The 21,447-nt window shown below is 46.1% G+C and carries 19 protein-coding genes; 8 read left to right on the forward strand and 11 right to left on the reverse strand.

Going from position 1 to position 21,447, the window contains the following annotated elements:
- The first annotated feature begins 102 nt into the window (after positions 1 to 102).
- Positions 103 to 648, forward strand: a complete 546-nt coding sequence (locus tag JGK07_RS16360; protein ID WP_293224387.1) for an NADPH-dependent FMN reductase — start codon at positions 103 to 105, stop codon at positions 646 to 648.
- Between the two features lie 46 nt (positions 649 to 694).
- On the opposite strand, the gene JGK07_RS16365 is transcribed toward JGK07_RS16360, so the two are convergent.
- Positions 695 to 925: a hypothetical protein gene (locus JGK07_RS16365; RefSeq protein ID WP_293175599.1), complete on the reverse strand. Its 231-nt coding sequence runs from the start codon at positions 923 to 925 to the stop codon at positions 695 to 697.
- A 521-nt stretch (positions 926 to 1,446) separates the two neighbouring features.
- On the opposite strand from JGK07_RS16365, the gene JGK07_RS16370 reads away from it, so the two are divergent.
- Positions 1,447 to 2,166 carry a TPM domain-containing protein gene (locus JGK07_RS16370; RefSeq protein ID WP_293224385.1) on the forward strand — a complete coding sequence of 240 codons (720 nt, stop codon included), beginning with the start codon at positions 1,447 to 1,449 and terminating at the stop codon, positions 2,164 to 2,166.
- Positions 2,167 to 2,210: 44 nt separating this feature from the next.
- On the opposite strand, the gene JGK07_RS16375 is transcribed toward JGK07_RS16370, so the two are convergent.
- A complete protein-coding gene (locus JGK07_RS16375) occupies positions 2,211 to 2,594 on the reverse strand; it encodes a DUF4346 domain-containing protein (RefSeq protein ID WP_293175847.1) in 384 nt (127 codons plus the stop codon).
- A 261-nt stretch (positions 2,595 to 2,855) separates the two neighbouring features.
- Between JGK07_RS16375 and dcm the strand changes: the two genes are divergently transcribed.
- A complete protein-coding gene (gene dcm, locus JGK07_RS16380; protein ID WP_293224383.1) occupies positions 2,856 to 3,818 on the forward strand; it encodes a DNA (cytosine-5-)-methyltransferase in 963 nt (320 codons plus the stop codon).
- A gap of 57 nt (positions 3,819 to 3,875) precedes the next feature.
- Here the strand turns inward: dcm and JGK07_RS16385 are convergent, their stop codons facing one another.
- From JGK07_RS16385 to JGK07_RS16400, 4 genes are all read right to left on the reverse strand, one after another.
- Positions 3,876 to 4,262, reverse strand: coding sequence for a hypothetical protein (locus JGK07_RS16385; RefSeq protein ID WP_293175593.1), 387 nt, complete (start codon positions 4,260 to 4,262; stop codon positions 3,876 to 3,878).
- 128 nt (positions 4,263 to 4,390) lie between these two features.
- Positions 4,391 to 4,801, reverse strand: a complete 411-nt coding sequence (locus tag JGK07_RS16390; protein WP_293175591.1) for a hypothetical protein — start codon at positions 4,799 to 4,801, stop codon at positions 4,391 to 4,393.
- Between the two features lie 162 nt (positions 4,802 to 4,963).
- Positions 4,964 to 6,772 carry an aspartate kinase gene (locus JGK07_RS16395; RefSeq protein ID WP_293175589.1) on the reverse strand — a complete coding sequence of 603 codons (1,809 nt, stop codon included), beginning with the start codon at positions 6,770 to 6,772 and terminating at the stop codon, positions 4,964 to 4,966.
- A gap of 386 nt (positions 6,773 to 7,158) precedes the next feature.
- Positions 7,159 to 7,923 carry a Uma2 family endonuclease gene (locus tag JGK07_RS16400; RefSeq protein WP_293220450.1) on the reverse strand — a complete coding sequence of 255 codons (765 nt, stop codon included), beginning with the start codon at positions 7,921 to 7,923 and terminating at the stop codon, positions 7,159 to 7,161.
- Positions 7,924 to 7,936: 13 nt separating this feature from the next.
- Here JGK07_RS16400 and JGK07_RS16405 point away from each other — a divergent pair, with 13 nt between their 5' ends.
- The 3 genes from JGK07_RS16405 to JGK07_RS16415 all read left to right on the forward strand — a co-directional run bounded on the left by JGK07_RS16405 (position 7,937) and on the right by JGK07_RS16415 (position 12,846).
- Positions 7,937 to 8,131: a hypothetical protein gene (locus JGK07_RS16405; RefSeq protein ID WP_293290956.1), complete on the forward strand. Its 195-nt coding sequence runs from the start codon at positions 7,937 to 7,939 to the stop codon at positions 8,129 to 8,131.
- A 98-nt stretch (positions 8,132 to 8,229) separates the two neighbouring features.
- Positions 8,230 to 8,889 (forward strand): HAD family hydrolase, encoded by a 660-nt coding sequence (locus JGK07_RS16410; RefSeq protein ID WP_293224379.1) that lies wholly within the window; start codon positions 8,230 to 8,232, stop codon positions 8,887 to 8,889.
- A 612-nt stretch (positions 8,890 to 9,501) separates the two neighbouring features.
- Entirely contained in the window at positions 9,502 to 12,846 is a 3,345-nt protein-coding gene (locus JGK07_RS16415) for a PAS domain S-box protein (RefSeq protein WP_293242610.1), read from the forward strand.
- Between the two features lie 433 nt (positions 12,847 to 13,279).
- Here JGK07_RS16415 and JGK07_RS16420 read toward each other — a convergent pair whose 3' ends face one another.
- Positions 13,280 to 13,558: a hypothetical protein gene (locus JGK07_RS16420; RefSeq protein WP_293175580.1), complete on the reverse strand. Its 279-nt coding sequence runs from the start codon at positions 13,556 to 13,558 to the stop codon at positions 13,280 to 13,282.
- 353 nt (positions 13,559 to 13,911) lie between these two features.
- Here JGK07_RS16420 and JGK07_RS16425 point away from each other — a divergent pair, with 353 nt between their 5' ends.
- Both JGK07_RS16425 and JGK07_RS16430 read left to right on the forward strand, forming a co-directional pair.
- Positions 13,912 to 14,643 carry a sucrose-phosphate phosphatase gene (locus JGK07_RS16425; RefSeq protein WP_293175578.1) on the forward strand — a complete coding sequence of 244 codons (732 nt, stop codon included), beginning with the start codon at positions 13,912 to 13,914 and terminating at the stop codon, positions 14,641 to 14,643.
- Between the two features lie 127 nt (positions 14,644 to 14,770).
- A complete protein-coding gene (locus JGK07_RS16430; protein ID WP_293204475.1) occupies positions 14,771 to 15,124 on the forward strand; it encodes a DUF6464 family protein in 354 nt (117 codons plus the stop codon).
- An 86-nt stretch (positions 15,125 to 15,210) separates the two neighbouring features.
- On the opposite strand, the gene JGK07_RS16435 is transcribed toward JGK07_RS16430, so the two are convergent.
- From JGK07_RS16435 to JGK07_RS16450, 4 genes are all read right to left on the reverse strand, one after another.
- Complete coding sequence (locus JGK07_RS16435; protein WP_293175574.1) at positions 15,211 to 15,561, reverse strand: hypothetical protein; 351 nt, start codon at positions 15,559 to 15,561, stop codon at positions 15,211 to 15,213.
- A 76-nt stretch (positions 15,562 to 15,637) separates the two neighbouring features.
- A complete protein-coding gene (locus tag JGK07_RS16440; protein WP_293175572.1) occupies positions 15,638 to 15,946 on the reverse strand; it encodes a DUF1830 domain-containing protein in 309 nt (102 codons plus the stop codon).
- A gap of 1,073 nt (positions 15,947 to 17,019) precedes the next feature.
- Positions 17,020 to 17,406, reverse strand: coding sequence for a response regulator (locus JGK07_RS16445; RefSeq protein WP_293154432.1), 387 nt, complete (start codon positions 17,404 to 17,406; stop codon positions 17,020 to 17,022).
- A gap of 263 nt (positions 17,407 to 17,669) precedes the next feature.
- Positions 17,670 to 21,122 carry a PAS domain S-box protein gene (locus JGK07_RS16450; RefSeq protein ID WP_293204473.1) on the reverse strand — a complete coding sequence of 1,151 codons (3,453 nt, stop codon included), beginning with the start codon at positions 21,120 to 21,122 and terminating at the stop codon, positions 17,670 to 17,672.
- Positions 21,123 to 21,447: the final 325 nt, after the last annotated feature.

Genomic DNA, 21,447 nt, shown 5'->3' on the forward strand with positions numbered 1-21,447 from the left:
CCCAAATCTAAAATCGATTGACATTTGCCGATCGCACTTGTTACACTAATCATAGTCGTAATGAGTACGTCTTAGTCAAGCAGTTATTGTTTTTCAACTCCTATGGTAAAGATTGTCGGCATTGGTGGAAGTTTGCGGGCTGGCTCCTACAGCCAGTTAGCGCTGACGGTAGCAGCAGGACGGATGCAGGCCCTGGGCGCAGAAGTTGAAATATTCGATTTGCGATCGCTCGATCTGCCCTTCTGCGACGGCGAGAATGATTATCACGATTACCCGGATGTGGAAAAGCTGCGGAATGCGGTACGCCAAGCCGACGGTTTAATTTTGGCAACGCCGGAGTATCACGGTAGCGTTAGCGGTGTTCTCAAGAATGCCCTGGATTTGATGAGTTTCGAGCATTTGGACGGGAAAGTTGCGGGTGCAATCAGCGTGTTGGGAGGACAAGTCAACAACAACGCCCTTAACGATTTGCGAACGATTCTGAGATGGGTACACGCTTGGGTAATTCCCGAACAAATTGCGATCGGACAAGCTTGGAAAGCTTTTAGTCCTGATGGTAAATTGTTGGATGAAAAACTGTCTCAAAGGTTCGATGAATTTGCTATGAGTTTGGTAGAAAATACTAAAAAATTGCGAGGAATTTCGTAACACATTTTCCTAACTGTCAACTGTCAACTGTCAACTGTCAACTGAATTAAAATGGCATATCGATCGCATCCCCGAAAGGATGCGGTACGTCGATCGGCATTCTTCCGGGTTTAGACTCATAGTTGTCAATCCACTTTTTGGCCAATTCCAAAGCTTCCTCTTCAGTTTTGGCATTTTGGACGGCGACGTGGCGGTTGCCGCAGCTATCCCAAACTTCGACGTAGAATACTTTCTGGGATTGAAGAATCCAACCTTTATAAGTGTCTGCTGGTTCCATACTTAAAATCGTAAAATAATCCGGCGGGGAGTTGGACTGACGACCTAATTATAAATATTGCACCGTGTAAAATGAATTTTACAGGGGGTTCTATAGTATTTTTGGAAAAAAGTCAGTGTTACGGTTAACCTCGTCATTGACCCCAGCCCAAAGGCATGGGGCTTGAAAGAGGAAGGCTCACCACCTTCACAAATTCAGGACTAAACCAGTGTCTAGCCTACGTCTTTAAGACAAACTGAACTGTCTGGGAGTGGTATCCCGCAAAACGTTAAGAATGCCACCGCAGCGTTTTTAACCACTTTGGCAGTCAGTGGCGAAGGGAAATATACACCTAGAAATAGGGCTTACCGCAACTTTTCGGTAGCAAACACTATGCGTACAGGGTCGCAAAATTTGAAACGGTAATTGTCCCGTTGAAAGTGCAACACTTTCATCACACCGAACTCTTGCGACTCCAAGGCGGTAGTAACAACAAATGTAAAGCCGTCCTGAAAGGACGGGGTTTCAAACCCATTTTTCTGATGACTAGACTAGAGCAATTATTTAACTGGAGAAATTATCTCCAACAAGCGGCTGTGGCGATCGCGATCGTCCTGATCGCATCCCAGATAGCGGTATTGCCGGCATTGGCGACGGGCGTTTACGAAATGCCAGTGTTGTCGGCGGGCGATCGAACTTGGGTGTGGGACAAAGGCGACGTACTCAGCCGGAGTACCGAAAGCAACGTCAGCAGCGTGCTCGACACCCTGGAACAGAAAACAGGAAAACAAGTCAGGTTTGTCACTATCCACCGCCTAGACTACGGCGAAACGGCTGCGACTTTCACCGACCAACTGTTTGAACAGTGGTTTCCCGCAAAAGAAGACCAGGATAACCAAATTTTACTCGTTCTCGACACTGTTACCAACAGCGCGGGAATTCGCACCGGCGAAGGGGTAAAGTCACTGCTAAGCGATGAAATTGCCCAGAGTGTAGCTGGGGAAACTGTGCAAGTGCCGCTGCGAGAAGGTAATAAATACAACGAGGCATTTTCCGAAGCTAGTTCCCGGATTGCGACTGTGATGTCCGGCGAACCAGATCCGGGCGCGCCTAAAGTTGTTGATAACATTCAAGTTGAAGGCACGTTTAAAAAAGCTGAAGAAACAGACCAAGGTAATGCCACAGTTGTTGTGGTTGTGCTGTTGGTGTTGGCGACAGTGATTCCGATGGTGACTTATTTCTGGTACCAAGGTTTTTCTTGAACAGTTGACAGTTGACAGTTGACAGTTGACAGTTGACGCTGGGACTAATCTTGAACGTATTCTCGATCGTTCAACAAAGCAAGTTCTGCCCGCACAAATTCCCGTCCCAGATAAGCCGCGTGATCGAACATTGTCACCGGGCTGGGGCGGGTTTCTTCTAGGATTTTGACGCAAAGTTCTTTGGCGGTTCTGCCACTAAAAAGCGTGCACTGAGTGCGTTCTACTTTGCCGCGGGCGGGGATGGGTTTGCCGGTTTCGGGATCGACGGCGAGGCCGCGATCGTCGATAATGTTGGTGAAGTGTTTGGCGCAAATTAGGCTGGTTTCGCGATCGATGTAAATGATGAAGTAGCCGCCCGGATCGAGGTCGATGTGGCGTTTGGACAGCTTGTCGTCGATGGCGGTGAGGTTTTCCAAGGTTTGACTCATGGTTGGTGAAAGGAAGTAGATAATGGCTGTATTTGGTTCTGCTATTTCTAGTTTAGTGGGCTGCGGGACAAGTTTGGGAGTTTTTTGGGCGATCGACATTCTACCCGATATCTGCATACACGGCAATTCCCTGTGGGATGTCGGTTTTTGTTTAGATTAGTTTTTTGAACCACAGAGAGCGCAGAGAGCGCAGAGTGGAAGAAGAGAGAGGAACAAAATCTGTTATTATTAGATTTAGTAATGTTTTACGTTAAATTATAGATGAAATTTATAGACTTATTTTCAGGCATAGGAGGTTTCAGACAAGGTTTTGAAAAAATGGGCTTTGAATGTGTTTTTTCCTGCGAAATTAACAGCAAATGCCGGGAAGTGTACGCAGATAATTTCGGAGAATTGCCTTTTCCAGACATCAGTAACATCAATCCAGCCGAGTTGGCAGACTTTGATGTTTTAGTAGCTGGGTTTCCGTGCCAACCTTTTAGCATCTGCGGCAAAAAGCTGGGTTTTGAAGATACTAGAGGGACGCTGTTTTTCGAGATTTGTAAAATTATTAAAGTAAAGCAACCTCAAGTAGTTGTTCTGGAAAATGTCAAGCATTTAATCCATCACGACAAGGGAAACACCTTAAAAGTAATTATTGCCAGTCTTGAAGATTTGGGATACAGCGTAAATCATCAAATTCTAAATGCTAAAGACTTTGGCATTCCTCAACATCGCGAACGAATATTCATTATTGCAACTAAGGGTAAAGAATTCAATTTTTTTCGACTTAAAACCAAGTTTCCGCCAAAACTCAGGGAATTTCTAGACGAGACAGGAGATTTTGAAATATTGGACAAATCCGAGTATACTTTAATTGAATATCCGAGAAAGCAGGATTCGGGATTGTTATTTGTAGGCTATAGGAATAAAGGTACTTGGAAAACTGGCGTCAGGCCGAATACAGAACATTTATCGAGAGTTCACAGACAGCCGAATCGCATTTATTCGGTGGATGGCGTGCATCCGACAATTCCTTCGCAAGAAACATCGGGCAGGTTTTTTGTCTATTTTCGCGATCGAGATTTGGTGCGAAAGCTGACGCTGAAGGAATGCTACCGTCTGATGGGTTTTCCTGAAGATTTTAAGAGTTATCCGAGTGCGGGGGAAAGTTACAAGCAAATTGGAAATTCGGTTTGCGTGCCGGTGGTGGAGGCGATCGCGAAAGAAATACTCGACGGTTGAAACCGCCGAGTATTATCAGGGGTTTTTAACCCGGATTTAATTTGCAAACTTGCTCAGCTATGTTTGCGAAGGTGTCCATACAATTCTCGATCGCTCTGCTAACAAATCAGCTAATCTTTCAGCCCTGTCTCGGTCATCTGTCACATAAGGTAAACCGACAATCTGAGCGTGGGATGCTGAATCAGGTACTGCATCTAAACCTAATTCACGAATTTGTCCTACTTGCAGACTAGCAACTCCGTAACAATTTCTGAATTTTGCTGCACATTGTTCGGGTGAACAAACACTGGCAATTGTTACCGATAAACCAGGCTCATTGGGTCGAAGTAAATAAGCGAAAAGTAAAACTATATCGCTGGTTTCATCAATCCATTGTCTCCGAAGTAAAGCTCTATAGACAATAGCACTGTCAGCTAAAGAATCGAATTCATAGTTTGTAGTCATAAGTATTTAGTCATAAAAATGTCATTCGCAGAACAAATTGGATAAATTTTATCCACGAACAATAATTATTATAGCACTTCATTACATATTTAAGACTGCATCTGAGTGACTCCTCTAAAATTTATCAGTCATACCTGGTTAAACCACTCTAGCCAATGAACTAACGTTGACGCGGAAATGAGATCTTCCGATTTATATTCCTGATTCTTCTGATGATAAATGTAAGCTTTCCCCTCGGCATTAGATGGGCAGAATAACCTGACTCTACAATCAGTATTTAGATTTTGCCAAGCCAGTCTAATACTACCTTGGTCATCTGTACCAATCGAGCATTTAGGAAAACTGTTCCCCATACTATCATAGGCTTCAGCAATTAATTTCATCGCTGTCCTGAAAGCATATTCAGTTGGTCTTAAAATTCCGTACTCATCCTCTTCTTCTAAATCTAAAAGTTCTAGCAGACCTTCAACAGTGATGCGAAAATTCGATAAACCGCTATTGCTGCTGGTATCAGTAATTTTTTCGTTAGCTACTGTCATAAGATTAAATTCCTTTTAGTCGATCGCCAATTCGATCCTAACACAGTTTAATGCTCGGGAATTTGCAGTAAGAACTTTTGTTGCTAGTTCATAATAAATTAGGACTGAAGTCCTTACTACAAACCTGTAAGAAAGGACTAAAGTCCTGAGTCCGAACCTTTATCAGGCGGGAACTTGGATTCTTTCACTCCCCGAAAGCTCAAACGCGGCGTGAATTGCTTTCAAAGCTGTGACACCTTGTGCTTCATCCACAACGCAGCTAATTTTAATCTCGGAAGTCGCAATCATTTGAATGTTGATTTTGTGCTGCGAAAGCGCTTCAAACATCTTTGCCGCTACTCCCGGATGCGCTACCATCCCGGAACCGACTACGCTAACTTTGGCGATTTCTGTATCGACTGCTACTTCGCCCCAGCCGAATTCAACGGCTGATTTTTCCAAGACTGTTTTCGCAGATTCGGCGTCAATTTGTGCTACGGTAAATGCAATATCGCGGGTTAAGATGCCGTCGATATTGTGGCAGCGTTGCGATTGAATGATTGTATCTACGCTGATATTTTCTTCGGCTAACAGTCCGAACAGTTTTGCTGCTACTCCGGGGCGATCGGGTAATTGGCGAATTGCCAGACGCGCTTGATTGAGATCCAACGCTACAGCCCTGACTGCGGGCGGTTTGTTCGATGAGGAATGCAGCCCGACAGGGGAGTTGGCGACATCAAATGCTTTGCAGAGTTCGGCAACTGCCCGATCGCAATCCGTAGCATCGATCGTACAACTAACCTTCACCTCGGAAGTGGAAATCATCTGAATGTTAATTCCCGCATCCGCCAAAGTCTTAAACATCTCGGCTGCTACCCTCGGCCGCCCGATCATTCCCGCACCCGCAATGCTAACTTTAGCTATGGGTCGTTCCTCTGCTTTCACTTCGGGTTCCCCCAATTCTGGGCGAGAATTCTTACCCAAGGCGGGGACAATTGCATCTGCAACCGCGACAGCTTGATTCAGCGAATTTCGCCTGACTGTAAAGGCGATATCGTTCGTATTTCCTTCGTGAATTGATTGGATAATTAAGTCTACATCGAGATTTTGCTGCGCGATCGCACCAAACAACCGCGCTGCTACTCCCGGGCGATCGGGCAAACGCAACAGCGACACCCCCGCCTGATCCAAGTCAAATTCCACCGCATCGACCGCTTTTGCGAGCTCCAAGCCCTCCAAAGGCCGGGGTTGGGGGGGAGGCGACACCACCCGCGTACCGGGGGCGTCACTCCAGCTAGAAAGCACGATCAGCGGCACGCCGTAATTTTTGGCAATCTCGACGGCGCGCGGATGCAGGACTTTTGCACCCAAACTCGCCAATTCCAGCATTTCGTCGCAGGTGATCTCATCCATCAATTGCGCGTCGGCTACCAAGCGCGGATCTGTAGTTAGAATTCCGGGCACGTCGGTATAAATTTCGCATCTGTCGGCCCGCAGCGCTGCGGCGAGGGCTACTGCTGTGGTATCGGAACCGCCGCGCCCCAAGGTGGTGATTTCCAATTCTCCGGCGTCGGCGATGCCTTGAAAACCGGCAACGACGACAACTTTTCCGCTATTTAACTGGGTTTCCATGCGCGCCGGATCGATTCGCAAAATCCGGGCGCGGGTGTGGGCGGCTTCGGTGACGATGCCGACTTGGGCGCCGGTGAGGGAAATTGCGGGCTGTCCCATTTCCTGCAATGCCATACTCAAAAGTGCGATCGATACTTGTTCCCCAGTGGAAAGCAACATATCCATTTCCCGTTTGTTGGGATTTGGGGAAATTTCCTTAGCGAGTTTCACTAAACCGTCGGTGGTTTTCCCCATTGCTGAAAGTACGACGACGAGGGAGTTTCCAAGCTGTACTGTTTTGACTACTCGTCGGGCTACTTCTAAAATGCGATCGACTGTACCAACCGATGTTCCACCATATTTCTGAACAATTAGTGCCATAGGACTTACACAAAAGTGATGCAATACTTTACTAATCAATTAATATACGCAAATTCTGGATTAGAACCGATGTCAATCTTGTTTTTGGGGCTGGTAGCTGCCAATCAAGAAACCGGGTTTTTGGCGAGATTGAGGGTTTGAATCGAATACTTGGGCGAAAAAACCCGGTTTCTCGTCACCGCTGCTTCAACAGTTGACAGTTGACAGTTGACAGTTGACAGTTGACAGTTTGAGAGCGACCTCTACCCTTAAGTCCGAGGATTGGAGTAATGAATAGTCTGATTTTAAAGCAATTCTTTCTGGTAGGTTCAAAGAAACCGGGTTTTTGGGAGATTGAGGATTTTTTGCGAATATTTTGGCGGAAAAACCCGGTTTCTGGCTACCTATTAGCTGCCTTCTAACTCTCGCAAACGCGCTTCTAAAGCTTGAATTCGCAACTCAGCTTCTATGCGCCTTTGTCGTTCTTGTTCTGCTGCTAATTCGGCTTGTTCTGCCCGTTCATCAGCGGCCAGCAGCAAATTCCCCTCAGCATCCCACCAGCGCAGCCAAGGCAGTTCTACGCCCTGATAAACTCCTTGCCAAATGCCCAATTCCAATCCCATTGGCTCGATTTGGTAATGTCCGCGCTGATTTTCTGACATTAACTCAAATCTATCTTCTACCAAATGATAGCATTCTATTTTGGCTTTTTTGACTTCATAAATTCCGTAAAAAGCAGGTCTAATAATCCGTTCGTAAATCCAGAATTTCCCCTTTTTGGGAGTTTTATCTCTTTCTTCGCTGCCATCTCCCGAAACAAATTCTAGTATAATTAACGGCGGCATTAATTCTTTCCACATCACATAGGAACGCCGCATATTTCCGTCGAGAGTTGGCGGCACGTCGGGCACGTAAAACCAATCTGGTGCTTCGGCTCCTTTTTCGGGCGGTTCCGGGGGTTGCGCTACTCGCCAGTAAATACCTGAATCTTGACCGATGCAGTATTGTCCGTCGCGATGAACTTGGTCTAGAATAGGTCTAATTGATGTTGTTAAGAGGATGCTTTGAGGGTGTTCTTGAAAGTTTTTCACAAAAGTACCGTCGGAGTCTGGTAATTGAGTGTGGTCTGGAAAGTCTGTTGCTAAAAATTCGGGTTTTTCGGTGACATTCATCTTGACCTCTTGAATGTTGAAAGATTATCGGCAGTCACTAAAAGTTGGGAATTGGGAATTGGGAATTGGGAATTGGGAATTGGGAATTGGGAATTGGGAATTGGGAATTGGGAATTGGGAATTGGGAATTGGGAATTGGGAATGGGAATTGGGAATTGGGAATTGGGAATTGGGAATTGGGAATTGCTTGCCAGCACACATCACTTAATTGAGAACCGCTATACTTAATTCTTAGTCAGTTCGAGATTGACAGTGCTATTATATCATGGTTAGTCTCAGGCTGATCTCTAGGAACTTTTCAAGAATATGAGTCAGTACAAGTTAATCATTTTCGACTTCGACGGCACTTTGGCAATTACTCACAAGGCTATTGTATCTTGTATTACAAAAACTTTTGAAAGTTTTGGTAATACACCGCCTGAGGCAGATATAATTCAAGGGACGATCGGCATTAATTTACCAAATACTTTTAAAATGCTTCATCCGGCGATCGAGGAAAGCGCAATTCCCGAATGGGTTGAAACTTACCGCTCTTATTATCGGACTGAAGGTGAAAAGCAGCTCGATTTATTTCCTGGTACTAAGCAAATTTTGCAGTTGGCGAGCAAGTCGGGATTGAGCTTGATAGTTTTCAGCAACAAACACGTTAGTTTTGTAAATCTGTTCCTGGAAAAGTTGAGAATTAACGGTTTTTTTGATTTGATTTTAGGTGATGACGGACAAATTATTCAAAAACCCAATCCAAGTGTTTTTCACTCGATAATTAAACCGCTGTTCCCGGATTTGGATCACAGTCAAGTGTTAATGGTTGGCGATACAGCGGTTGATTTGCTGTTTGCTAAAAATGCTGGGATAGATGTTTGTTGGGCGGCTTACGGATATGGCGATCGCGCTGAGTGTCTGGCCCTAGCACCGACTTTTGCGATCGATGATATTTCCGAACTGGCTGCGATCGTTCAAAATTAATCTTGACTCGGTTTTTTTTCAGAATAGTTTGGATCGTTTAACAACTAAAAAAGATTTGATTAAAAACATTTCACTAGAGCTAGAGTTTCTATTTTGGCTCTAGAGGTAAAACTTTATTGCCGGCAGCAGTAAGCCGACTAAACGCTGTTAATTAATATTAGTTTTAAAAATGAATGCAACTGTAGGTAAACTCCCAACTGCGAGATTCATCAGCAAGTCCCAATCTAAAGTCTAAAATCTCAAATGGTATAAACTATACCAGAGATAGAGAAGGCGCGACAACAACTATTATAAGTTAACGGGTAAGAGTCGTTTGAATGCAAAAATTACAAGGTAGAAGGCAAGAAAAACCCGGCACACTGATTTATTGTTGGTATAATTTAATGCATAAATTTTGGAGGATGATTTTCTAACTTCGACATATAGTGGATCTAGCTCTCATATTCGCGGACGTTGTTGGGAAGAGGGCCCTCTTAATTTAAGGGTTATATAAGCTGTCAGTCATACCTCATCTTTTTGAGAAAGGCTATATAAGAAAATAGGAAATTTTTGTTAAAATTGCAGGGTATGCTGCCGATCGCGATCGATAATAAACTCAATCTATAAAAACTTATGCAGATCGATATAAGTATTCCTTTTGACAATCTATCGCCGAATCGTACCGGCCCCAATGCACCGAATTTAATAGAAGAAGTATGGAGGCTGTACGATCGCGCCCTGGCAGCTACCAGCAACGGCATCGCGATCGCGGACGCTACACTTCCGGACAACCCAATCGTCTACTGCAACCCAGCCTTCGAGAAGATTACAGGCTACGATCGCAGCGAAATCATCGGACACAACTGCCGTTTCCTGCAAGGCCCGGATACCGATCGCGCAGCCGTCGATCGCATCCGCGCAGCCCTGCGAGAACAACACGACTGCAAAGTAGTTCTGAAAAACTACCGCAAAGACGGCACGCCCTTCTGGAATGAACTCACCATCTCACCGGTGCGCGATAGCAGCGGCACCGTTACCCACTTCATCGGCGTCCAAGCTGAGATCACCGATCGCATTCAAGCAGAAGAAGCCCTCAAACAAGCCGAGGCAAAATACCGCAGCATCTTTGAAAACGCCACCGAAGGCATATTTCAAATCGCCCCAGACGGGCGCTACCTCAGCGCCAACCCGGCACTCGCCCGCATCTACGGCTACGATTCTCCGTCAGAACTGATCGCAAAATGTTCGGCAACAAACATTTATGTCGATCGCACCCGCCGCGCCCAATTCGTCGCTACTATTACCAAAAAAGGCTCCCTGAAAGAGTTTGAGTCCTGCATACTCCGCCGGGACGGCAGCACTACCTGGATCTCGGAAAACGTGCGCGAAGTTGAGGGCGAAAACGGCGAACTCCTTTACTACGAGGGAACCGTCGCCGAAATCGCCGATCGCAAGCGCGCTGAAGCAGCCCTGGGCGATCGAGAATATTGGCTGAAAACCGCGATCGACGCCGTGCCCGACGCCCTCAACCTCACAGACAGCGAAGGGCGCTGGCTGATTGCTAACGACTGCGCCCTCCAACTTTTGGGCCTCGATACCTCAGACTACCAGGGCAAAACTACCGCCGAACTTGCTGCTACTGCCGATCCGAGAGTCAGAGAAATCCTGCTAACTTGGCAAGAAACCGAGGAAACTACCTGGGAAGCCGGTACTCTGACTTGCACCCGCCAAGTTGTCTCCTTACCTACAGGCGGCAGCAATTGGTTTGAAGTGCGGAAAGTGCCGCTGTTTAACCCCGACGGTTCCCGCAAAGGCATGGCAGTGGCGGGGCGGGACATCACTCAGGAAGTCGAAGCAGAGGCAGCTTTACGGGACAGCGAACAGCGGTTTCGGGCAATTTTTGAACGCGCTGCGATCGGCATGACAGTGGCTACCCTCGAAGGCGTGGCGATCGCGACTAATCCGGCATTTCAAGCTATGCTGGGGCGATCGGAAGCCCAACTGCGCGGCGCCGGCATCGACGACTGGGCGCATCCGGAAGACGCAAAGTCCGATCGCCACTTGCGCCAACAGTTGGTCTCAGGATCGCGCGAAGCTTACCAAATCGAGAAGCGCTACCTCCGCCTAGACGGCAGCATCAGGTGGGGACGCCTCAGCGCCTCTGTCATCCACAGCAGTCACGAAACGCCACAGTTTATTTTGGAAATGGTAGAGGATATTACCGATCGCAAACTTGCCGAATCAGCTTTACTGCAAAATGAAGCTAAGTGGCGATCGCTAATTCTCAACAGTTCCGACATCATTACCATTCTCGACGGCTGCGGTCGCATTGTTTACGAAAGCCCTTCTGTAGAAACAGTCTTGGACTACGAACCAGAGGAACTCATCGGTCAAATTGCCCTCGATTTCATTCACCCTGACGACCTGCCCTCGGCGATTTCCGACGGCGAAAAACTGCTCGCAAATCCCGGCGATCCGATCGCCCTCAAAGGTCGGTTCCGGCGCCCTGACGGTTCTTGGTGTTTTCTCGAAGGAGTCGGCATTAACTTGCTAGCAGACCCCGCTGTGAACGGAATTGCGATCAACTCTCGCGACATGACGGCGCGCAGACAAGCAGAGTACCGCCTCAGCAAAATCAACGAGTGCTTTTTGGGATTCACCACCGACGCGGGCTTGAACATTCAGCGCCTGACATCCTTAGCTGGCGAGCTTTTGGGGGGAAGCAGCGCCATCTACAGCCACGTCGGAGGCGGGCTGCTGCGCGCGATCGCGACTTGGCAAGCGCCGCCCGATTACCCAGAGGTCGATCGCGCCGAAGGCCATGTCTGCACCGATGTCTGCCACCAAGCCAGCGATCGGGCTGTGGCGATTCCTGACTTGCAGAACACGATCTACGGCGAAATCGATCCCGCTGTCATCCGCTACCAACTCAAAAGCTATCTGGGACAAGCAGTCAGGCTGGGTGAGAATTACGTGGGTGCCGTGTGCGTAGTCTACACCGAGTCGATCGCACCCACAGAAGCCGACTGCAAGCTGATCGGAATTATCGCTGGGGCGATCGGAGTTGAGGAAGAACGGGCTGCTGCTGCCGATCGCGATCGACAAAAATCCCAGGAATTGCAAACAGCTTTGCGCGAATTGCAACAAACTCAAATGCAATTAGTCCAAACCGAAAAAATGTCTTCCCTCGGGCAAGTGCTAGCAGGAATTGCCCACGAAATTAACAACCCAGTTGGCTTTGTCGCCGGCAACCTCTGCCACGTCCGCGGCTACGTTCTCGACTTGCTAGACATCGTGCAGATGTATCGAGAAGAATTGCCGAATCCCCCAGCCAAAATTCAGAAACAAGCTGAAGATATAGACTTAGAATTTTTAGCAGAAGACCTGCCCAAATTGCTAAATTCGATGCACACAGGATGCGATCGAATTGTAGAAATCATTCAAACTCTCCGCAATTTTTCCCGGGCAGACGAAGCTAAATTCAAGCCTGCCGACCTTCACGAAGGTTTAGAAAGTACCTTGTTAATGTTGAACAGCAGGCTAAAAGCCAAGGCACACTGGCAGGGAATTGAAGTAATTAAAGAATACGGAGAACTGCCAAAAATACCATGTCATCCCGGACAGCTCAATCAGGTATTTATGAATATCTTGGCAAATGCAATCGACGCTTTAGAAGAAAGCAGCAGCCCAGCCACAAATACCCCCAATTCAAGTTTTCCAGCAATCACAATCAAAACTGAAATGATTGATAACAATAGAATTTATATTCGCATCTCAGACAACGGCCCGGGAATTCCCCAAGATAATATCGTGCGTTTATTTGACCCATTTTTTACCACAAAGCCCGTAGGTAAAGGCACCGGTTTGGGTTTGTCAATTTCGCATCAAATTGTGGTTGAAAAACACAAAGGTAAATTGCAGTGCCTCTCGGAACCTGGGAAAGGCACTGAATTTATCATCGAACTTCCAATTCAATAAGAAATGAGAATTAAATAACTTATAATCTTTATTGTTCTTGTGGGATGGGCGTCCCCCCCGTCCTTTGTGTACGGGCGGGACGCCCATCCCACTTTCAAGAGTGTAAATTATTTAATATGCGATCCTAAGCTCGTTTCTTCCACCTTGTACCATATTCGATCTAATACCAAGAAAAAAAAATCGTTGTTTTCTCACATATTTTCGTGCTTGGCGTCGCTCGATTTTCGCTCTTTTTTTGGTACGATATTTCTGCGACGCAACCTACAGATACTAATCATATCATGTCCGGTCGATTACCATAACAAAAATGGTTTGTAGTGCGGACTTCAGTCCGCAGCATTTTACGGACTGAAGTCCGCACTACAAACCTTTCGTAGTCCGGTTAATCCAGCGGACACCATATCAGTGATTCCCAAATCTAAAATCTCAAATCCTATGACTTCTGTCGCCTCTTGTTGTATACTAAGGAGATCAGAGGTGTCAGTCTGGCTGCTAGTTTCGGCACTGTACCGACTTCAGTAGCTTTTTCAGACTGAGGAAAGTTTGTAATTTCTAACTCATTTGGGGGCAATTTACGAATTGCCCCCTTACTTTTGGGGCTGTTGCTGCGATCGCCCGCGTGCTGTATCTTGTCATAAAGCTCGATCGACAATTCAATCAATCCGCCAGCCCTTCTCCCCGATAGCTGCGACACTTCCACCTCAACCCCCATCAGCCTTTCGTCTGACAGACTCCCTCGCTAGCGCAACTTCTGGACTTGAGTTATCCTGAACCTAATCCATTGTGGCAGCTTGACGCCCCCTGTCGCACCACAAACCAACAAAAGATCACAAAAACTAAGATAATTTTATTCTTGTAATTAAGTCTTGTAATTAAGGAATTACCAGAAACAATTGGTTGAAAGCCCGCCCGCCCGATCGGGAGAAATTAAAATCAGACTATTCATTAGTCCAATCCTCGGACTTCCTTTGTCAAGTGTCCTCAATCGGTCAACTATCAACTGTCAACTGTCAACTGTCAACTGTCAACTGTCAACTGTCAACTGAACAATTCCCAATTATCAAAATGAAATTCTTATTAGTGACAGATTTAGACAACACATTAGTCGGAGATGACGAAGCAACTCAACTTTTAAACCAGCACTTGCGATCAAAGCGATCGCAAATTTGTTTAGTTTACGCTACCGGGCGTTCCCATGCTTCAACCTGCGAGTTAATTTCCCAAAAGCAACTGCTAGCCCCCGACTATACGATCGCAGGTGTAGGCAGCGAGATTTACCAAAATGCCACCCTCGATTTAGATTGGGCGGAATATATTTCTCAAAACTGGGATAAAATTGCGATCGCCTCTTTAGCTCAACAGTTTAAGCAGCTTAAACCCCAATCCCTAACAGAACAAAATCCTTGGAAAATCAGTTATTGTCTGGAACCAGAAGCAGACAACAGCTCGATTCTCCAGGAATTGCAGCAAAAATTAACCGCATCGGGACTAGCAGCTCAAATCATTTTTAGCAGCAATCGCGATCTAGATATCTTACCAAAAACTAGCAATAAAGGCAATGCCCTAACTTATTTACAACAGCGCCTCCAAATTCCATCGGACGCAACATTAGTTTGCGGCGATTCTGGCAATGATATTAGTATGTTTGAACAGGATGTTCGGGGAATAATCGTTGCTAACGCTATGTCAGAACTCTTAGCATGGCATCGCGAATATGGTACTGAAAATCATTATTTAGCTGGCTCTGCTTGCGCTGGGGGAATCCTGGAAGGAATGACTTATTTTTGGAAATTTTGATGGTATAAAAGGCCATTAAAGGTTCGTAGTGAGGACTTTAGTCCTCATAAGATCAGAGGACTGAAGTCCTCACTACAAACACGGAGATTGCGATACCATCAGCTTGTACTCGCTTGTCGCACCGCACATGGAACAAAATACTTTACCAGTAGAAGTGATTCTCTCTCACTCCCGCCAATCCCTAGGGAACATTCGGCTGGATTGGACGCCACAACCGGGGAACTATCTGGATTTAGAGGGAAAAACCTACGCTGTCTTGGAACGCCACCACCGCTATCAACTCAAATCCGGGCGCTACCAACTGCAAAAAATTGCCTTGTACGTGCAGTCTGCCGCACCGCCGACGGAAAGAACATTTGTCAGCGGCATCTGGGTTATCGGAGTTGCTAGCTGCCACTTTAACGCTCGATCGGAAATTCTGCGCTGTGCTGTCAACCCCAATGGCCCCTGCGAGGGCTGCCGCGATTACCAAAAGTGTTGAATGCAAGCTCTGCGTACAGACAATTTTAGCTCGATCGGGCGATCGAGAGTGCCGAGGATCTCGGCATCTCCCTCAATTACCGAAAACTATCTAAACCAACTACCAACTCTAGAATCGAATTTAACTTCTTCCCGAACGCGATAATCTACCTTCTGATAGCTGTGCAGTAAGTCGCGAATGCCAGTATGAATCAAATTTTCTATCTGTAGCAACTGTTCTGAAGAACAGCGAACCTGAACTTTTTGGTTCGCTGACTCGCCGGAGTCGATCGCAGTATATTTATTAGGAACTCTGCTCAGCACGTAAGCAATTAAATCCTGCCGCAAGCCCGAGTGTGAAAAAACCTGTTGGTGGGGATGGTTGGGATAAGACCCCAAGATAATTTCTACTTCCTCTGTGACTACGCCCAAGGTGATATTGACAAGATTTTTCTGCATTTTCCCAATTTCCCAAATACTACTGAACTTAGATATTTGTTGCCCCCGATCCAGTTCGTCTCATTTCTCCGGAACTTTAGCGCGCTAATACCGCATATTTTGCTTCCGGAATAACCCGATCGAACTCAGAACTTACCTCTTCTATAACCCGCAGCACGTAGCAGGGAATATTGTCCGATAAAATAGCACTTGCCACCGCGCCTGTATGAATTTCTAATACTGCTGTTGCCGCAGCTTCAAACATCATTCGCTGCCCCGGAAACATCACTCTTTCAAAGTACCAATTAGGAATGTTTCCAATCCGCAAAACCTGAATTTGGTTAGTAGCATTGGCGTAATAGCACAAGATTTGGTTGTTACCTTGAGAAGATAGCTGATATGACATTTGAGAAATCTCCACACTCTTTAAAAAACTTACTCAGACTTCGCTTTGCCTATTCGTCGCAATTGCGAGTTTGGCTGTTGACAAAATGACCTACTTATTTTCTCGACGTTATTCGACAGCACGAATCACATCCTCAGTTATTAATTTATTTTTGATTGATTTTTCCTGCCAACACTTAGAATACTTGCACCGAAACCAGTTTTTTCCGGTTGAAAAACCCAGTTTGGTTGGTATGCAGTGCCTAACCCCTGATTGATTCAGGTTGGTTGTGTTGTCGCACTCCTCAATCAAAAGTACCGTCACTCACCAAACTCTCCTGACAACAGGTTTGTTTTTTGGCAGCCGGATGCTACTGAGAGTGCGACCTTCACTTGAAGAACCTGGGATAAACATTATCTAAAAAATATGAGGAAATTATGAAGATCGTCATTGTTTTAAATCAATATATTTTGCTCAAAGCATGGATTATAACACTTAGGCAGAAACCGGGTTTTTCCCTACCAACTTCGCTGTATTAGGGAGTATGGCTTAAACCATTTGGTCGATCGAGCAACAATCTGTAATTTATACAACAGTAATCTAAGTATAAATACGCATAAAGCCGATCGACTTTATGGGCAACAAAAGACCCCGACTCCCTGAGGTTATCTCTGGAACTTCTAGGGAATCAGGGTTTGAAGTAACCAATCACCGATCGATCTCAAAGCTAAATCAAAAAAATGAGGAAATTCTGAAAACAGCCCGAAAACTTCGACTTTCCGGGACGGAGAAAGTCGGTTCACCAAGATAATTGCGAGATTTTAGCAAGAGGCTGAGAACCATAAACCGGATTTCCGATCGCCATCCGGCTTAAATTCCCCGTTAGATCAAATCCCGTAGCATCGGAATTAATATTACCCACAGAAAGGACACGGCAGTGCCGTGTCCCTACAATAAATGCTTGCGATGGTTATATTTCTCGATCGCGCGATGGCAAGAGAGCAAGAGAGCCCGTGCTACGATTATTTTGCGGCGCAAGAAACGGCATTGCCGTGTCCTCCTTTGCTGAGAGTTAACAGTCAACTTTCCCCAGCTTAAAGCAACGTTTCCCAACCCAAAATTCCCGCAACTTGCTGCGCCAAACTCAAAGGATCGAAAGGCTTGGCAATCACCCCTGCTACCCCCAAATCAGCAAACTCGTTCAAATCCATCGCCTGCACCTTAGCCGTCAGAAAAATCACCGGAATCTCTCGAGTAGTCGCATTTTTTTGCAGCAAACCAAACAAAGTAACTCCGTCCATATCGGGCATCATTACATCGAGTAGAATAGCATCAGGGACTTGAGTTTCAGCTAAAACCAATCCTTTGCTGGCCTCGGGCGAAATCAGCACCCTCCAGCCACCTAAATGTTCTAGACAAGCCTGAATCACGCTACAGAGGTTTTGTTCGTCATCGATTACCAGAATCTGCTTTGCTGACATAATTAAAACCCTTATTTTAAATTAATCATCGTAAACTGAAAGAAAACTTATATCAATTCCGGCTGCGCTCATACATGATAGAGGAAAGGAGACGGCTTAGCCTTAGTCCCTACCCCAGATTAATTGTAGGGACTAAGGCCAAGCCGTCTCCTCATTTCGGCTAATAATTCCGATGCGATTTGATATTAGTAGGGTGGGCAATGCACACCGATACGCAGTGCCCACCCTATATAGAGTGCGTGCGTTCAAGACTGAAAATAATCTCAAAACTTCTCCCCTTCGCCTTCGGGCGGTGCAGGCACTGTGAAATAGAAACTCGTGCCTTCAGAGACAACACTTTCGGCCCAAATTCTGCCTCCGTGCTGCTGCACGATGCTGCGACAGATAGCCAAACCCAAACCCGTACCTCCTTTTTGGCGGGAGTCAGAACCATCGACCTGTTGAAACCGTCCAAAAATAGTTTCTAGTTTATCAGCAGGAATCCCCCTCCCTCGATCTTTGACTTCAAATAAAACCCGTGAAGCGTAGCTATCCCGTAGGGAATCGACCAAATCTTCAACCCTGACAGTTACTGTACACCCCGGAGCCGAAAATTTAATCGCATTGCTCAACAAATTTACCAGCAGTTGCACAATCCTGTCCGGGTCAGCCCAAATTTGTGCCGTTGCGGGCAAAATCGACAAATTAATCTTATTTTCAGCAGCCACAGACATCACAGCTTCCGCAGACTTCCGCATCAAAACCTGCACATCGCACCACTGCTTAACAATGGTAACTTGGCTCGAATCGAGTCGCTCTAAATCGAGAATATCGTTGACCAAACGCACTAACCGTTCGGTATCGCTTGACGCAATTTCTAACATCTGTTTGGCAGTTTCCGGTCGATCTTTGAGCACCCCAGCCGCCAGCAAACCTAAAGAACCGCGAATTGAGGTTAGCGGCGTTCGCAGTTCGTGGCTCACAATGGAAATAAACTCATTTTTCATTTTTTCAATTGCTCGACTTTCTGTGATATCTGTGACTGTGCCGACGTAACCAATTAGTTGACCTCCATCGGCAAAAATCGGAGCTGCTTTTGCCCGACCAAACCGGATTGTTCCATCTGGCTGGATGTGGCGGAATTCGCAGGAAAGTTCTTCACCAGGCGATCGCAATTCCGACCACTTAGACTGAATTAGTTTGATATCTTCGGGGTGAACAAATCGCATCCAGCCGTCTCCTAAAGCTTCTGCGGCTGTGAAGCCACCAATTGCTTGACAGCGCGGATTTGTATAGGTACATTTCCCCTCAGCATCTATTTTGAAGATGCCGACAGGAGAACTCTCGCTCAGAGAACGAAATAAAGCTTCGCTTTCCCGCAGTTCTGTTTGAGAAATTTCTAGTTCTCTGGTGCGCTGCAAAACTCGCATTTCTAAGAGTTCGTTGAGCTGTTGGAGGGCGGCTTCAGCTTGTTTGCGATCGCTAATGTCGCGCTGCACTGCCACCCAATGGGTAAACCAACCAGTTTCATCTGCGATCGGCACAATGCTCAATTCTACCCAAAATTCCGTCCCGTCTTTGCGGTAATTGATCAAGTCAACCCGCACCGGCTGCCAGGTTTTCAAAGCTCTCCGAATGCGATCGAGACTTGCCCTATTTGTTTTTTCTCCTTGCAAGATGCGCGGCGTTTTGCCCACAACTTCTTCTAGCGTATAGCCGCTCATCCGCGTGAAAGCTGGGTTGACATACAGAATTCGCGGGCCCGGTTCGTCAATCGGTTCAGCTTCGGTAATTAACACCGCGTCGTTAGTCGTGGTGATGACTGATTCCAACAAACGCAACTGTAATTCTTTAGCTTTGCGATCGCTAATTTCTGTAACTGTGCCCACCATCCGCACAGCTTCGCCCGTTTCGGTGTAAAAAAACTTACCTTTCCCTTCCATCCAGTGAATGCTGCCGTCGGGCCAAACCACGCGGTGTTCGTGACAGAAATCCGATCGCTCGGCGAGGGCCTGATTCCTAGCATTCTCCAAAGCTTTTAAATCTTCCGGGTGAACGCAAGCTGCAAAACTTTGATCTGTTCCGCCAAAAGTTCCAGGCGCCAATCCAAACAACTCTTCATGTTCCCTCGACCAAACCATGCGATTTTTCTGTATGTCCCAGTCCCAAAATCCAATTTTGGTAGCCGACAAAGCTAAGTTGAGCTGCTGGTTAATTTTCCGCAACTCAATGCTAGCAATAGCAACTCGCAGTTCTCGGGCAATTTCGATTTCGCAAGGCAGCCAAGGCAAAGATTTTGACCTCACAGTTTCTTGCCACAACTCAAAGGAAGTGCGAGGAGACATCAATGGGGTGCCATCCGGTTTAAATTCAATTGGCCAGTCGGGTTTGCCTGCCCAGTTGACAGTTTGAATTGCTTCGGGACGGAACCACAAAATGTAATAATTTTGCATCTCGGATATGGCAAGCACCAGCAAACCGCTAGCAATTTTCTTGAATTTCTCCGATGGCGGATACAGTTTTGAGAGAGAATCTGTATAAAAAACATCATTATTTATTTGAGGTTTTATCCAAGCTATTAAGTTTCTGATTTCTCCCAATTCTGGGGTTGTGCCAATGGCTGTTAGATTTTCATTGGCACAGACAACTCCACCGATAGCGCCCACTAATGCCAGCAATTCATCTCGGGATTTAAGTAAACCTTCTACAAAGCAGTGTGATTGAGAAATTTCAGCGATGAATTTATGGCAAATTTCTTTTAAATTAATTGCATAGTCCCGGTCTTCGCTATCTTGTTTGTAGCTGAGTTCTAGATTTACAAACTTTGCTACCAGTTCGCAAGCCGTTCTGGTTTCGTAGTTGATATACTTTGGTGTTCGGTGGTGACAGGCGATCAATCCCCAGAGTTTTCGATCTTTGATTAATGTCACGGTCATGCTAGCGCCAATGTTCATATTCTTGAGATATTGAACGTGGCAAGGCGAAACTGTTCTCAACAAAGATAAGCCCATATCCAGGGGGCGACCGGTCAGCGGATTGCACTCAGGAATTAGTTCTACAGCCTGATAGTGAATATCGGGAATAAATCGAATTAAATTCATGGTGAACTGCTTTCTAGCCTGCGGGGGAATATCCGCAGCCGGATAGTGCATTCCCAATAAAGGAGCCAAATTTTCTGCTTTATCTTCGGCGACGACTTTTCCCGCACCTGTGGCATCAAATTGATAGACGATCGCCCGATCGAACCCAATCATCCTCCGCACCTCTTCTACCACTGTCTGACACAGCAATTGCAGGTTTGGCGTGTTGTGGATTTTGTCGATCGGCTTTTGGACTAAATGATAAGAATTGAAATAATTGCTCGCTTTTGGGGAAACAACCTGCTCTAGTTCAAAAATTAATACCGAACTTAATTGATACAGCGTCCCATGAAAAAAAGACTTGCGGTTTTGAATTTTGAATGATAAGCTGATATCGTTAGTTTGATTGCTGTTTTCACATAAAGCTTTTTGAATCGCCTTAATTTCCTCAGTCTCGACAAATCCATGTAAAAACTTGCCCAAAAGTTCTTGCGGGTAAATGCCGATCGCCTTAAAAGTATTATTGCTAACTTGCAAAATCTTCAACACAGTAGATTCCACCACCAACAGGATGCCGTGAGGTTGAATCGAAGCCGGAGCGTAAATTAATTCGCAGTCGGTGTCATCGCGATCGCCTTTCTCTGACGTTAATACCATTGCTTTCATTTGATTGTGAACATTGATCTAAATCAGCCTGTATTGTTAAATGACCGGGCTCTCCATCCCTCGACGCCATCGCGTCCGAATCCTAGAATTTAATAATCCCAAGTTTTGGCGAAAGCTTACCGGCGTTTCGGACGCCCGCTGCATCATTAGGTGTCAACAATCGCCTAACAACTTTTGTATCTATCGTTTACCGTTGAGGCCAGATCCCCCTCTTGCGGTCAACTGTCAACTGTCAACTGTCAACTGTCAAACGATTTTGGATTTTGGATTTTGGATTTTCGATTGGGGATTGAAGATTTTTGATTGTCAACTGTCA

It is taken from the genome of Microcoleus sp. PH2017_24_DOB_U_A (assembly GCF_020738205.1).
GTDB lineage: Bacteria > Cyanobacteriota > Cyanobacteriia > Cyanobacteriales > Microcoleaceae > Microcoleus.